Origin of the sequence: Lactococcus formosensis (genome assembly GCF_037892375.1) — a bacterium.
Classification (GTDB): Bacteria; Bacillota; Bacilli; order Lactobacillales; family Streptococcaceae; genus Lactococcus; species Lactococcus formosensis.
The window spans coordinates 1,233,300-1,247,650 of sequence record NZ_CP141721.1; the positions used below are offsets into that span (position 1 = coordinate 1,233,300).

General features: G+C 40.5%; 13 protein-coding genes. All 13 read left to right on the forward strand.

Features of this window, described 5'->3' with window-relative positions; all coding sequences use genetic code 11:
* Window positions 1-69 precede the first annotated feature (69 nt).
* On the forward strand, window positions 70-2,889 hold the full coding sequence (gene uvrA, locus VNN39_RS06100) for an excinuclease ABC subunit UvrA (RefSeq protein WP_338997057.1): 2,820 nt from the start codon (window positions 70-72) through the stop codon (window positions 2,887-2,889).
* A 156-nt stretch (window positions 2,890-3,045) separates the two neighbouring features.
* Entirely contained in the window at window positions 3,046-4,968 is a 1,923-nt protein-coding gene (locus VNN39_RS06105; RefSeq protein ID WP_338997058.1) for a fructose-1,6-bisphosphatase, read from the forward strand.
* A gap of 46 nt (window positions 4,969-5,014) precedes the next feature.
* Window positions 5,015-5,767 carry a MurR/RpiR family transcriptional regulator gene (locus VNN39_RS06110; RefSeq protein WP_017368567.1) on the forward strand — a complete coding sequence of 251 codons (753 nt, stop codon included), beginning with the start codon at window positions 5,015-5,017 and terminating at the stop codon, window positions 5,765-5,767.
* Window positions 5,768-5,897: 130 nt separating this feature from the next.
* Window positions 5,898-7,040 (forward strand): N-acetylglucosamine-6-phosphate deacetylase, encoded by a 1,143-nt coding sequence (nagA, locus tag VNN39_RS06115; protein WP_338997061.1) that lies wholly within the window; start codon window positions 5,898-5,900, stop codon window positions 7,038-7,040.
* A 150-nt stretch (window positions 7,041-7,190) separates the two neighbouring features.
* Window positions 7,191-7,613, forward strand: coding sequence for a PTS sugar transporter subunit IIA (locus VNN39_RS06120; RefSeq protein ID WP_213495964.1), 423 nt, complete (start codon window positions 7,191-7,193; stop codon window positions 7,611-7,613).
* On the forward strand, window positions 7,614-7,889 hold the full coding sequence (gene yajC, locus VNN39_RS06125) for a preprotein translocase subunit YajC (RefSeq protein WP_014025201.1): 276 nt from the start codon (window positions 7,614-7,616) through the stop codon (window positions 7,887-7,889).
* A gap of 89 nt (window positions 7,890-7,978) precedes the next feature.
* Window positions 7,979-8,455 (forward strand): PTS N-acetylgalactosamine transporter subunit IIB, encoded by a 477-nt coding sequence (gene agaV / locus VNN39_RS06130; protein WP_165714856.1) that lies wholly within the window; start codon window positions 7,979-7,981, stop codon window positions 8,453-8,455.
* 151 nt (window positions 8,456-8,606) lie between these two features.
* The gene (locus tag VNN39_RS06135) at window positions 8,607-9,416 is read left to right on the forward strand and encodes a PTS mannose/fructose/sorbose/N-acetylgalactosamine transporter subunit IIC (RefSeq protein ID WP_017368572.1); all 810 of its coding nucleotides are present in this window, start codon (window positions 8,607-8,609) and stop codon (window positions 9,414-9,416) included.
* Complete coding sequence (locus VNN39_RS06140; protein WP_014025198.1) at window positions 9,406-10,245, forward strand: PTS system mannose/fructose/sorbose family transporter subunit IID; 840 nt, start codon at window positions 9,406-9,408, stop codon at window positions 10,243-10,245. Before VNN39_RS06135 ends, VNN39_RS06140 begins: the two co-directional genes overlap by 11 nt.
* Before the next feature lie 277 nt (window positions 10,246-10,522).
* Window positions 10,523-11,674, forward strand: coding sequence for an SIS domain-containing protein (locus tag VNN39_RS06145; protein ID WP_338997064.1), 1,152 nt, complete (start codon window positions 10,523-10,525; stop codon window positions 11,672-11,674).
* A 14-nt stretch (window positions 11,675-11,688) separates the two neighbouring features.
* Window positions 11,689-12,618 carry a tagatose-6-phosphate kinase gene (gene lacC, locus VNN39_RS06150; RefSeq protein ID WP_338997066.1) on the forward strand — a complete coding sequence of 310 codons (930 nt, stop codon included), beginning with the start codon at window positions 11,689-11,691 and terminating at the stop codon, window positions 12,616-12,618.
* Window positions 12,619-12,643: 25 nt separating this feature from the next.
* The gene (locus VNN39_RS06155) at window positions 12,644-13,501 is read left to right on the forward strand and encodes a class II fructose-bisphosphate aldolase (protein ID WP_338997068.1); all 858 of its coding nucleotides are present in this window, start codon (window positions 12,644-12,646) and stop codon (window positions 13,499-13,501) included.
* Between the two features lie 118 nt (window positions 13,502-13,619).
* The gene (locus tag VNN39_RS06160; RefSeq protein ID WP_086583169.1) at window positions 13,620-14,273 is read left to right on the forward strand and encodes an HAD family hydrolase; all 654 of its coding nucleotides are present in this window, start codon (window positions 13,620-13,622) and stop codon (window positions 14,271-14,273) included.
* Window positions 14,274-14,351 lie beyond the last annotated feature (78 nt).

The window sequence follows — 14,351 nt, forward strand, 5'->3', positions numbered from 1 at the left end:
AAGTATCTTTATCGAAAATAAGAAATTCGGTCCCAGTTCTATGGGAGAGAAGTAAGAAGGGAAAAACAAATGCCCCAAGATAAAATTGTGATACATGGTGCGCGTGAGCACAACTTAAAAAATATAGATGTTACTATTCCACGTGATAAGTTGGTTGTTGTTACAGGTGTTTCAGGTTCAGGGAAATCTTCTCTGGCTTTTGAGACTTTATATGCTGAAGGACAACGTCGTTATGTCGAATCATTATCTGCTTATGCTCGTCAGTTTTTAGGTAATATGGATAAACCAGATGTGGACAGTATTGACGGATTGTCGCCAGCCATCTCTATCGACCAGAAAACAACCAGTAAAAATCCACGCTCTACTGTCGGAACAGTAACGGAGATTAACGATTATCTCCGTCTACTTTTTGCGCGTGTCGGAAAACCTTTCTGTATCAATGGACACGGAGAAATTTCAGCACAATCGGTTGAAGAAATTGTGGATCAAATCCTTGAATTGCCAGAAAAAACACGCCTACAGATTTTAGCACCAATTGTGCGTGGTAAAAAAGGGCAACACGTTAAAGTTTTTGAGCGGGTGCAAAAAGAAGGCTATGTCCGTGTCCGCGCAGATGGTGAAGTTTACGATGTGACAGAAGCACCAGAGCTTGATAAAAATAAAAAGCACAATATCGAAGTCGTTATTGACCGTATCGTCGTAAAAGAAGGCATTCGTTCACGTTTGTTTGACTCTGTCGAAGCAGCACTTCGTATTGCTGAAGGCTATGTTATTGTGGATAAGATGGATGGGGAGGAACTCCTTTTCAGCGAGTTCTATGCCTGTCCTGTTTGTGGCTTTACAGTTCCTGAGTTAGAACCACGTCTTTTTTCATTTAATGCACCTTTTGGTTCTTGTCCGGACTGTGATGGTCTCGGAATGAAAAACGAAGTCGATCCTGACTTGGTTATTCCTGACGACAGCAAGACCTTACGTGAAGGTGCTATAGTTGCATGGAATCCCATATCCTCAAATTACTACCCAACCATGCTAGAGTGTGCTTGCCGAGATTTTGGCATTGACATGGATACGCCATGGGCAGACTTACCTGAGGAACACAAAGACCTTATCCTTAACGGTTCAGGTAAACGAGAGTTTCATTTTCATTATGTCGGTGATTTTGGTAATGTGTCTGATAAAGACATGGTTTTCCCTGGTATTATTAATAATATCAACCGTCGTTTCCGCGAAACTTCAAGTGACTATACACGTGAGTACTTGCGCGGCTACATGACTGAGCTGACTTGTACGACCTGTCATGGCTATCGTTTGAACGATCAAGCCCTTTCCGTTAAGGTTGATGGAAAACATATTGGCGAACTTTCTAATTTAGCTATCGGTGACGAGTTAGAGTTCGTAGCTGCACTTACTTTATCTGCAAACGACGAAATGATTGCCCAACCCATTGTGAAAGAAATCAAGGATCGCTTATCTTTCTTAAAAAATGTAGGGCTAGACTATCTGACGCTTTCACGGGCTTCAGGGACCCTATCAGGTGGAGAATCGCAACGTATCCGTTTAGCGACACAGATTGGTTCTAACCTTTCAGGTGTCCTTTATATCCTTGATGAGCCATCAATTGGTCTACATCAAAGAGACAATGACCGCTTGATTGAATCCCTCCAAAAAATGCGTGATTTAGGCAATACACTTATCGTGGTTGAGCATGATGAAGATACGATGAAAGCAGCAGATTGGCTGATTGATGTCGGACCAGGCGCTGGAGATTTAGGTGGCGAAATCATCGCTGCTGGAACGCCAAAACAAGTAGCGAAAAATAAAAAATCTTTGACAGGACAATATCTATCTGGGAAACGCTCCATCCCTGTACCGGAAAAACGCCGTAAAATCGATAAAAAACGTATGGTGAAGGTTACTGGGGCTTCAGAAAACAATTTACAAAATATCGATGCTCAATTTCCTTTAGGGATTATGACAGCTGTAACTGGTGTTTCAGGGTCGGGTAAATCAACCTTGGTTAATTCGATTTTGAAGAAAACCTTGGCGCAAAAACTCAACCATAATTCAGAAAAACCAGGCAAACATAAAAAAGTTACCGGTTATGAAGAGATTGAACGTTTGATTGATATTGACCAATCGCCGATCGGACGTACACCACGGTCAAATCCAGCAACCTATACCTCTGTATTTGATGATATCCGTGGACTCTTTGCGGAAACAAACGAAGCCAAAATTCGCGGCTACAAAAAAGGACGTTTTTCATTTAACGTGAAAGGCGGACGTTGTGAAGCTTGTTCGGGTGACGGTATTATCAAGATTGAAATGCACTTTCTTCCAGATGTGTATGTCCCATGTGAAATCTGTCATGGCAAACGCTATAACTCAGAGACCTTGGAAGTACATTATAAAGGGAAAAATATTTCAGAAATTCTTGATATGCGCGTGTCGGATGCTTTGGAATTCTTCCGTCATATTCCCAAAATTGAGAGAAAATTGCAAACCATCGTTGATGTCGGCTTAGGCTATGTCACTTTGGGTCAACCAGCCACAACCTTATCTGGTGGTGAAGCGCAACGGATGAAACTGGCTTCTGAGCTACAAAAACGCAGTACAGGCAAGAGCTTTTATATCCTGGATGAGCCTACAACAGGCTTACACAGCGAAGATATCGCCACATTGATTAAAGTTTTAGATCGTCTTGTGGATCAGGGAAATACCATTGTTGTTATTGAACATAATCTTGACGTGATTAAGACGGCTGACTACATTATTGACCTAGGACCAGAAGGTGGTGCTGGCGGTGGAACTGTCTTAGCTACTGGTACACCAGAAGAAGTTGCTGAGGTTGAACAATCTTATACTGGACAATATTTAAAACAAAAATTATAACGTTTGATTTGAAAAAGAGCAAAGTCTAATCTTTGCTCTTTTTTATGTGAGAAAAGCATATTTTTAAGAAAGCGCTTTACTATAAATGTTAAAAATAATATAATGTAGGCATGTTGCTTTTATCAAGAAGCAAGAATTAGAGGAGAAAAACAGATCATGGATGAAAAGTACTATAAACTGCTAAAAGAACAGTTTGTATCCAAAGAAGCAGTTTTAACCGAGATCATAAATCTTAGTGCCATTTGTGAACTTCCTAAAGGGACAGAGCATTTTGTGAGTGACATACATGGGGAATATGATGCTTTTAATCACGTTTTGCGTAACGGCTCAGGTTCGATTAAAGAAAAACTCCGTGAATGTTTTCCTGACTTAGATCCCACAGAGGTTTCAGAGCTTGCAGCTTTGATTTATTACCCAGAAGAAAAGTTGGCTTCCAAAGAGAGCCAACTTTCACAAAATGCTTTTGCTTATTATTGTCGCGAGAACTTGATTTCCTTGTTGAAGCTCGCGCGATTTGCAGGAAAAAAATACACACGCTCGAAAGTACGTAAAGCTTTTCCAGAAAAATTCCGCTATATTCTTGAGGAATTAAAACATGAAGTTGAGTCAAGTTCAGAAAAGCGTGCTTATTTTGATTCTATCATTGAAAAACTACAATATTTGGGTGAACTTCCAAGCTTAATCATTGCACTTGCGGATAGTGTGAGACGCTTGACCGTCGATCATTTACATGTCGTGGGTGATATTTATGACCGAGGCCCTTACCCTGATAAAATCATTGATCGTCTGATGAGTATGCCATCGGTGGATGTTCAATGGGGCAACCATGATATTATCTGGATGGCAGCCATCGCAGGTTTACCGCTTGCGATGATGAATGTTATTCGTATTAGCTCCCGTTATGGTAACTTGGATATTCTTGAAGATTCATATGGGATTAATTTACGTCCGCTAATCGAGTATGCGGAGCGGTATTATGAGCCCAGTACAGCCTTTGCCCCTCGTTTGACGGAAGGAGAATATCTGTCACAGGAGGAGTGTGATTTACTCAATAAACTTCAACAAGCAACAGCAATCCTACAGTTCAAGTTAGAAAGCCAATTAATTGCAAGGCGCCCAGATTTTCATCTGGAAGAGCGCGATGTGTTGCATTTTATTAATTACGAGGAAAAACGTATCTCGCTCAAAGGCAACGAGTATGATTTGCAAGAGTTTCAAGCGCCCACGGTTGATCCAGCTCAGCCAGAGCAGTTAACAGCCGAGGAAGAACTCTTACTGAAAAAACTGCTGAAAAATTTTCAGGCTTCCCAAAAACTCAAAAAACATATTGATTTTCTTTTAGAAAAAGGCTCGATGTATCTTTCTTACAATGGCAATTTATTGATTCATGGTTGCCTACCCCTTCATGAAAACGGCGACTTCAAATGTTTCAGGCTTGAAGGAGAAGCTTACTCTGGGCGTGAGCTGCTGGATCTTTTCGAAGACCATGTGAGAAAGAGTTTGGCGCATCCTGATGTGAAAGAAGACTTATCCACAGACTTACTCTGGTATTTGTGGGTGGGGGAATCTTCATCGCTTTTTGGTAAAGAGGCGATGACGACTTTTGAACGTTATTATATCTCAGACAAGGCAACACATGTGGAAAAGAAAAATCCTTATTATCGCCTCAGAGAAGAGCCTGAGACGATTAGCCGTATCTTGAAAAATTTTGGCATGGATGAAAAAGGACATATCATCAATGGACATACGCCGGTCAAAGAAAAGAAAGGTGAAGAACCAATCAAAGCTGGTGGTAAACTGATTGTAATTGATGGCGGTTTTTCTAAGCCTTACCAAAAAGAGACTGGGATTGCGGGGTACACTTTGCTTTATAACAGCTATGGTATGCAGTTAGCAGCCCACGAGCCTTTTAAAACGATAAAAGCAGCTGTCGAAGACGGCAGTGACATTGTAAGCGTCAAGCGACTGGTTGATCAAGTAGAGGAAAGAACCTGTGTTAAGGATACTAACATCGGTCAGGAGCTTTTGAAAACCATTGATGATTTAGAGTATCTTTTTGAAAACTATGAAAAATATTGACTTGGAACATTTTAAGATACAAAGTTTGAAGAGAAAGGATTAATGATTGAAAACATTAAGTGAAGCAGAGTCATATTGCTGGAATCATATCCAAGATAATTTAAATCGGATTCCTAATCTATCTATCTCGATATTAGCAGCAGAATCACATGTCAGTGTTTCCACAGTTAATAGAACACTAAAAAAAATGGGCTACGATGGTTATTCTGACTTTAAACAAACTATTCGTAATACCAAAAATGAGCGTCGCAAAAATGGTTTTTCAAAAGAGGTTAATCAGGCGATCCGTAAGAACGAAATAGAAATTACACGGACCATTAATCAACTTTCCGCCGATGATATTGAAGCTGCCATTAAGTTGATTGATCATCATAGCAAAATTATGATTTTTTGTGCAGGGCTGAGTGCTAATGTTGCACGGGAAATGATGGATAAGCTGCAACTTTTTGGAAAACTTTGTGTGATTCATGATGATTTTGACTATATGCAGTATTTTGCAAGTAAAGCCAACCGTGATTATCTAATCGTTGCTTTTTCTTTGAGTGGCGAAACACCCGAGATTGTACAAGCGCTACATAAAGCGAAAAATCGGGGAGCGAAGATTATTGCACTTGTGGGAGCAATGCCGAGTGCCATCGGAAGTCAAGCCGATGTTTGCATCCATGCTTACAAATCAACTCAAAAAACGATCAATTTTGGTTTAGACGTGGGGAGTCGCCTATGTTTACAAGTTGTGAATCGTATCTTGTTGGATGCTTTTGCTCTTTACAAAAATTTAGCACCGATTCGCGAAGATTAAATAAGACAAGCAGAGAAGATAAAATCTCTGCTTTTTTTGGGAAAATTTTCCACTTACATAAGGGACTTTTTGGAAAATTTTCCCCTTATTTCTGATTTATACTAAGAAAAAAGATAAATGGAGGCAAGGTATGACTTACTATATTAAAGCAGATAAATTTTTTTATCCTTATCATACGCTCAGTGGTGGTTATTTAGAAATTAAAGCGGGCAAATTTGGGAAACACATGCAAGAAGCTCCTGAAGATGCTGAGGTCAAAGATTATACAGGGTACTGGATTGCGCCAGGATTGGTGGATACACATATACATGGTTTCGATGGCGCAGATGTGATGGATGGGCAGACAGAGCTTCTTGATAAGATGAGTCAGGGTTTGCTTAGAGGAGGTGTAACTTCTTGGATAGCTACACCATTAACAGGGGAACATGAGCGCCTCAGAGAAGTCTGCGAAGTAGTTGGAAATTATAAGCCAGCAATTAAAGGGGCCAAAATACAAGGTCTTTTCTTTGAAGGACCATACTTTACTACTCAACATAAAGGTGCCCAAAATCCCGCTTATATGACAGATCCAAATGTGCAAGAATTTGAAAATTGGAACCAAGCAGCGCATGGTATGATTCGAAAAATAGCCGTTGCACCTGAGAGAGAGGGAAGTATCGAATTTATCGGAGCTTTGACAAATCGAGGAATCACGGTTGCTTTGGGACACTCTAACGCTACTTTAGCTCAAGCAACAGCAGCAGTAGAAGCAGGTGCTACTGTCTTTGTCCATACATTTAATGGAATGAGTCCCTTTAACCATCGGGAACCCGGGATGGTTGGTGCGGCACTGAGCCTTCCGAATACATATGCCGAGTTGATCTGTGACGGACATCATGTTCATCCGACAGCGGCTAAAATATTAATTCAAAGTAAGGGTACAGCGCACACGGTCCTGATTACCGATGCAATGCGTGCTGCAGGAATGCCCGATGGAGATTACATGTTGGGAGAATTTCCTGTACGTGTTGAAGGAGGCGCTGCTCATCTTAAAGAAGGAAATAGTTTGGCTGGATCTGTCCTCATGTTAAAGGATGCGGTTAAAAACGTAGTAGATTGGGGAATTGCAACACCGGAGGAAGCTCTTATGATGGCGACCTTAACTGCTGCCAAGTCTGTTAATATCGATGATCGTTGCGGTCAAATTAAAGAAGAGTACAGTGCAGATTTTATCGTTTTAAGCCCTGATATGCAACTTTCGGAAGTGTATGTAGACGGTAAACGGGCGATATAATCCTAAAAATTTAATTTACGCATTAACTAAACGAAAATCTTGTAAGCGGTTAATTCAGGAAAATTTACCAAAATTATAGGTCTTATTTGGAAAAATTTCCTATAATTCATAGCTTATAATAAAACTAAATTTAGAAGACAAGGAGAACTGATGAAAGCTTTAATTTCTGGGCATGCGCATTTTGCAGAAGGTATGAAGAGCGCGGTTGAATTAATTACCGGACCACAAGCAGACTTACACACACTTACTTTTGATGAAACAACTAATCTTGAAGAATATCAAAATGCTTTAAATGATTTTTGTAAAAATGATGAAGAAGTAGCCATTTTTACGGATCTACTTGGAGGGACACCTTTTAATAAAGCAATGATAGCTAAAGGAGATAGTGAGAACGTGCATATTTTTACGGGAACGAATCTTCCGATGCTGATTGAGTTTGTTTCTCAAGGAATGATGGGAACAGAGGCTGATTTAATACTTGATTTGTCTGTTTCTACAGCTAAAGATGGTGTCACTTTTGACTTAGCGCTCGGCAAAAAGGAGCAACAAGTTGAAGAAAGTGATGGCATTTAAATGACGGCACAATTTATTATCAACAGTTCACTTGTCTTTGTTGGTTTTATTCTTCTAGGCGCTGCTTTTTATAGCGTAGTTAGTGGATTGCAGTTTAGCAAGCGTAAAAAAGTTATCGCCGAGTTGCATCAGAATCTTGCTGTAGGGAGTGAGGTCATGTTTAGTGGCGGCTTGACAGGAGTTATTACTGATTTAGACGAAGAATTCTGTCGCATAAAGCTTGCGGATAAGTTGGTGATTAGAGTTTCACGTTATGCCATCACGCAGATATTGTAAAACGTTCATTTTCCTAGTTTCTAGGGTATTAAATAAAATTTGAATACGAACAAACAGGTTCCTATTCTCTATTAAGAAAGGTCATTATTATGCCAAATATTTTACTTACTCGTATTGATAATCGCTTGATTCACGGTCAAGTTGCCACACAGTGGAACAGCTTTGTCGGCTCCAACCTTTTGCTTGTCGCAAATGATGATGTGGCAAGTAATCCACAGCGTCAAGCATTGATGGATATGGCCGCACCAACTGGAGTTGCGACTCGCTACTTTAGTCTCCAAAAAACGATTGACATTATTAGTAAAGCTGCTGATCGCCAATTGATTTTTATTATCTGTGAAAATCCTCAAGATGTGTTACGTCTTGTTGAAGGTGGCGTGCCCATTAAAAAAGTGAATATCGGTAATATGCACATGTCAGAAGGAAAACGACAAGTCGCAACTGTTATTGCTGTGGATGATGATGATGTGGCAGCATTTAAGAAACTGAAAGAACTTGGTGTTGAGCTTGAGATACAGCGCGTGCCGACGACAGCAGTAGAGCCATTGGATAAGCTCTTCAAATGATACTCGTGGTACATTTCTAATTTAGGTAACAAGAGGATTTTGCTAGAAAATAGAGTATTTATTGTCAAGTGAATTTATTTTTCTCGTTTTGATATTATAGGCTCCCAATTTTTTAGTTAAAATCCAACAAAAAATATAAGGAGAAAAATTTATGGATGCTTCCATTTTTCAGATTATTTTGATCTTTGCAGTGACTTTTGTCGTTGCTATTGACCAATTTAGTTTACTTCAATCTTTGTACCAACCGATCGTTACCGGTTTGGTCATCGGTCTTATTCTCGGTGATGTTCAAACCGGTTTGATTGTTGGTGGTACTTATCAACTGATGACTATTGGTAATATGCCGGTCGGTGGGGCTCAACCACCAAATGCGGTTATCGGCGGTATTATGGCAACAGTCTTGGCTATCACGCTTGGTCTGCAACCCGCTGCCGCCGTTGCTACAGCTATCCCATTCTCATTGCTGGGTCAATATGGTGTAACCTTAATCTTCACAATTATGGCACCGGTGATGGGTGTCGCGGATAAATATGCAGAAGAAGCAAACCCAGCCGGAATCGCGAAAATTAACTGGTTAGCGATGTGTGCACTTGGAACAATCTTTGGTATTGTTGTAACTCTCTTCTTTATTGGAGGGAAAGCCTTTGGCGATACAGTAGTAAATGCTATTCCAGCCTGGCTTATGAGTGGACTCGGTGCATCTGGGAATATGATGCGTTATGTCGGTTTTGCAATCTTGATTAAAGTTATGGTTTCAAAAGAACTTTGGGGATTCTACTTCCTAGGCTTCGTGCTTGCTGTTATTGTTACCGGTATTGAAGCGCTCAAAGGTCCAGCATTACTTTTACTCGCCGTCATTGGTTTTGCATTCGCCTACTGGGATTTCCAAATGAATACAAAACTCAAAGCAGCAGCAGCTGCAGCACCAGCTAGTGAAGGAGATTATGAAGATGGTATTTAATATTCCTGATAATTATTCTAACCAAACGCCAGCACCACAACTTGATAAAAAAACACTCAACAAAATGGTTTGGCGCTCCGTTTACCTCCAAGCATCTTTTAACTATGAACGGATGCAAGCCGGTGGATGGCTCTACTCGATCTTGCCCGGATTAGAAAAAATCCACACGGACAAAAAAGACCTTTCAGCTTCCATGGCGCACAATTTAGAGTTTTTCAACACACACCCATTTTTGGTTAACTTTGTAATGGGGATCGTGCTTTCACTTGAGCAAAATAAAACAGATATTCAAACGATACGTGCCGTTCGTGTTGCAGCGATGGGACCACTTGGAGGGATTGGTGATGCACTCTTCTGGTTCACGCTTGTACCAATTACGGCAGGGATAACAGCCAATATGGCGATTGCGGGAAATATCGCAGCACCGTTCATCTTCCTCTTTATTTTCAATGCTGTGCAGTTCGGCTTGCGTTACTTCCTGATGCATTGGTCTTACCGAAAAGGAACAGATGCTATCAGCATCATGACTGCTAATGCAAAAGAATTTACACGAGCAGCTTCTATCCTTGGTATTTTCGTAGTGGGAGCATTGACTTCAGCTATGGGAGCTACTTCAGTAAACATTGTCATTCCAAATGGTGAAGCTGAAATTAATATTCAATCCATCTTAGATGGTATCTTGCCATCAATGTTGCCGCTGGGATTAACTTTACTTTTGTTCTATCTCATGCAGAAGCACAAATGGACACCTATCCGTTGTATCCTTTTACTCCTCTGCCTTGGCATCCTTGGCTCAGGAATAGGTATCTGGCCTTCAATCTGGCCGTAAATATAAAAAAAGTAAGTGTGGGACAAAGACACTTACTTTTTTTATATTTCTTTTTTTCTTAGAGCATAAGAGTCAAGCAAAATCCGTGAAAGGATGGTCAGACTTAGGCAGCGTGCTACAGATTTCGGTTTTCCATGATATGACCTAAGTGATTCTTCCCTTGAAATCAGGAAAAATTTCCGTTTTGGTAAAGTGCCATTTGGAAAATTTTCCTATGGTTATCACCTTATAATAGATACCATAAGCTTAAAGAAAAAATAGAAATCGAGGGAATAATATGCTTCAATTACCAGAAGAACGACTCAAAGAACTAGGTGCGGCTATTACCGTTAAAGAAACTTTAGGGCAGCCAGACTTATGGCGCAAGGTTTTCTCAGAATACGCAGAAAGAAAAACAGAAATTGATGCTTTCTTAGCAAAACTTATCGAAAAACATGGCTTTATCCGAGTAATTTTCACTGGGGCAGGTAGCTCGCAGTATGTGGGGGACACCGTACTTAAAAGTTTAATTGAGCTGGGAGATACGGAACATTTCCGTTTTGAATCAATTGGTACAACAGATATCGTAGCAGCTCCACAAGCTACTTTGGAGCAGAATACACCGACCTTGTTGGTTTCATTTGCACGCAGCGGAAACTCGCCTGAATCTGTCGCAGCAGTCAATATTGTCGAAGAGCTAGTCCAAGACAGTTATCAGTTGGTCATCACTTGTGCCAAAGAAGGCAAGCTCGCTCAGCAAGCTCTCACCATGGAAAATGCTTTGACTTGTATCTTGCCAGATGAGTCTAACGATAAAGGTTTTGCAATGACGGGCTCATGCAGTTCAATGACGCTTTTATCAACACTTATTTTCTCAACAGAAGAACTTTCGGATAAAGAAAAACAGGTCAGCATTGCCGCGGATTTGGCTACAGATGTTTTTCAGCGAGAAACGGAAATTGTAAGTTTTCTAAATGACGATACCGATCGTATGGTTTACGTGGGCTCAAGTACACTTTCAGGTTTTGTACGTGAAGCTCAACTCAAGGTTTTGGAATTAACAGCAGGAAAAATAGCAACCATGTTTGACAGCTCGATGGGCTTCCGTCATGGACCTAAATCTTTCATAAATGAAAATACTGTCGTTTTCGTCTTTGCTGCCAATAACGCTTATACACGTCAATATGACTTGGATCTCTACAAGGAGGTTTCCGGTGATGCAATTGCTCATCGAACAGTCGTCATCGGGCAAAATCTTACTGAAGGTTTTACGTATAAAGAAGCGCCAGAGCTCAAAGAAGCCTATCTTGTCTTCCCAGCATTTGCATTTGCTCATGTCATTGCCTTGAATGCTTCAATTTTGGTGAAAAACACGCCTGATACACCTTCAGCATCAGGCACAGTGAACCGTGTCGTAAAAGGTGTGATTATCCATCCTCTGGAAAAATAGGAGAGCAGTAAACCATGAGTATTTTAACAGTCACACTCAATCCTGCTATCGATATTTCTTATCCATTGGAAGCCTTTCACTTAAATACGGTCAATCGTGTGGCACAGGTTGGTAAAACGGCTGGTGGTAAAGGGCTTAATGTATCACGTGTGCTAAAAGATCTAGGTGCAGATGTCTTGGCAACAGGATTTGCTGACGATATCTTAGGTGCCGAGATTGTCGAGAACTTAAAAAGTGAAGGCATTGATAGTCGATTTACTAAGATTTCTGGAAAGACACGTAACTGTATTGCGATTTTACACGAAGGACAACAGACCGAGATTTTAGAAAAAGGGCCACGGATTTTAAGGGAAGAAGCCGAAGAGTTTATTGACAATTTTAAAGCAATGTTAGCTGAAGTTGAAGCAATTGCCATTTCAGGTTCTCTGCCTGATGGCTTACAGGAAACTTTCTATTCTGAGCTTATCGCAATTGCCAACAAGCAGGAGAAAACAGTAGTTTTGGATTGTTCGGGAAGCGCACTTGAAGCAGTGCTTAAAAACCCACATAAGCCAAGTGTAATCAAACCCAACTTGGAAGAGTTGACGGATTTGTTAGGGAAAGAAGTCACCTTAGAAAATATCAAAGAAAGTTTACAGGATAGGCTTTTTGACGGTATTGAGTGGATTGTGGTTTCTCTTGGAAAAGAAGGCGCATTTGCTAAAGTTTCAGATGAATTTTATCGTGTAAAAATCCCTAAAATAGATGTAGTAAATCCTGTCGGATCCGGCGATGCGACTGTTGCAGGACTTGTTTATGGGATAAGCCAGAATGAAACGGTTGAGAATACCTTGAAAGGTGCTAATGTATGCGGCATGCTCAATGCGCAGGAGGCGAAGACAGGACATATTAATCGGACAAATTATCAAGCTTTGTTTGACCAACTCAAAGTAGAGAAAATATAAAACAAAGACGTGAAGAGGAGAAAAAATGGTACTTGTAAAAAGTAAAGAAATGATAGAAAAGGCATTTAAAAATGGCTATGCCATTGGTGCCTTTAACGCAGAAAATATGGAAATGGCAGAAGCGATTGTAGAAGCAGCGCAAGAGATGAATGCCCCCGTCATTGTCCAAACAACTTCGGGCACGCTCAATACGACACCACCAGAAATGTTCTACCACATGGTTAAAGCAGCAGCAGACAAGGTCTCAGTACCTGTAGTGATGCACCTTGATCATGGGGATGATTTTGAACGTGTGGCGCGTTGCTTGCGTACAGGTTATACTTCGGTGATGATTGATGCTTCGAAAAAACCATTTGAAGAAAATGTCGCAATAACCGAAGAAGTGGTCAAGATGGCACACTCGATGGGTATTCCAGTAGAAGCTGAACTTGGTATCGTTGGTGGCAAAGAAGATGGTAATAATGCAGAGACAGTAGCTTTTACCGATCCAGAAGAAGCTGAAAAATTTGTCAAAGCTACAAATGTTGACTTTTTAGCTATCGGTATCGGCAACTCACACGGCTTTTACAAAGCAGAGCCAAAGTTACAATATGACGTCTTAGAGGCTGTCAAAGCGAAAACCGGTGATGTGCCATCGGTGCTTCACGGCACATCAGGTATCCCTGACGAAGATGTTGCAAGAGCTGTTGCTATGGGCATTGCTAAGGTTAACTATGCCACTGAACTTCGCGCTGTTTTCACAAATGCTATCAAATCCTACATCTCCGAAGATGAAAAAGTCGTAGATCCGAAAAAATACAACTCCGCAGCTAAACAAGCAGTCAAAGAACTTGTGAAACAAAAAATTCAAGTGCTTGGTTCTGATGGGAAGGCTGAGGAGTGATGGTGCGCAGTAATCTAAGTGATTTCAGTATATCTAAATAAAAAACAAGATAAGCAATACCTCATATATTACATCTCAATATAAAAAAATAACCGCTTACTTATGCTATAATAAAGCTATGAAATTTAAAGCAATTGTATTTGATATGGACGGTGTTTTGGTAGATTCAGAACGTTTTCACTCTAAGGTTTTGGATAACTTTTTCGTTGAAAGTGGTATTGATGCCAGCCATTTAACACCAAAAGATTTTGTCGGCAGTGTTTTGAAAGACATGTGGCCCAAAGTATTACGTGATGAGTTTACAGAGGCGCGTGCAGCGCAAGTGCACCAAGATTTCTTAGATTACGATGCACAATTTCCGATTCCTTATAAGGAGCTACTTTTACCTGGTGTTACGGACGCCTTGAAGACCTTTTCAGAAAAGGGGTATAAAATGGCCGTAGCTTCAAGTTCTCGTCGTCATGAGATTGCTGAAGTCTTGGATACGCATGATTTACGACAGTATTTTGAGTTTTTCTTGTCAGGACAGGACGAGTTTGAGCAGTCTAAACCTAATCCAGCTATTTATCTGGCTGCTATGGAAAAGCTTGGTGTAGAACCTTCAGAAACCCTGATTATTGAAGATTCGCATTATGGTATTATGGCTGGTAAGGCGGCTGGAGCCACTGTTTGGGCGGTTAAGGATAACTATTTCGGTATTAATCAAGAGCAAGCAGACCGTTTTATTGAGACGCTTACGGATGCCAAAAATTTGTTGGCAGAATCAGAATAAAGGAAAGAACTTCTGCTTTTAGGAGTTCTTTTTTCTCTAGATAAAGATTCAATATTATAGTTCAGACTTTGTTATAAT

Excerpts from the sequence above, each read along its gene's own strand:
- VNN39_RS06105 (WP_338997058.1), top strand. The coding sequence starts at position 3,046 with ATGGATGAAAAGTACTATAAACTGCTAAAAGAACAGTTTGTATCCAAA.
- yajC (WP_014025201.1), top strand. The coding sequence starts at position 7,614 with ATGACGGCACAATTTATTATCAACAGTTCACTTGTCTTTGTTGGTTTT.
- agaV (WP_165714856.1), top strand. The coding sequence starts at position 7,979 with ATGCCAAATATTTTACTTACTCGTATTGATAATCGCTTGATTCACGGT.
- nagA (WP_338997061.1), top strand. The coding sequence starts at position 5,898 with ATGACTTACTATATTAAAGCAGATAAATTTTTTTATCCTTATCATACG.
- VNN39_RS06155 (WP_338997068.1), top strand. The coding sequence starts at position 12,644 with ATGGTACTTGTAAAAAGTAAAGAAATGATAGAAAAGGCATTTAAAAAT.
- lacC (WP_338997066.1), top strand. The coding sequence starts at position 11,689 with ATGAGTATTTTAACAGTCACACTCAATCCTGCTATCGATATTTCTTAT.
- VNN39_RS06145 (WP_338997064.1), top strand. The coding sequence starts at position 10,523 with ATGCTTCAATTACCAGAAGAACGACTCAAAGAACTAGGTGCGGCTATT.
- VNN39_RS06135 (WP_017368572.1), top strand. The coding sequence starts at position 8,607 with ATGGATGCTTCCATTTTTCAGATTATTTTGATCTTTGCAGTGACTTTT.
- VNN39_RS06160 (WP_086583169.1), top strand. The coding sequence starts at position 13,620 with ATGAAATTTAAAGCAATTGTATTTGATATGGACGGTGTTTTGGTAGAT.
- VNN39_RS06140 (WP_014025198.1), top strand. The coding sequence starts at position 9,406 with ATGGTATTTAATATTCCTGATAATTATTCTAACCAAACGCCAGCACCA.
- VNN39_RS06120 (WP_213495964.1), top strand. The coding sequence starts at position 7,191 with ATGAAAGCTTTAATTTCTGGGCATGCGCATTTTGCAGAAGGTATGAAG.
- uvrA (WP_338997057.1), top strand. The coding sequence starts at position 70 with ATGCCCCAAGATAAAATTGTGATACATGGTGCGCGTGAGCACAACTTA.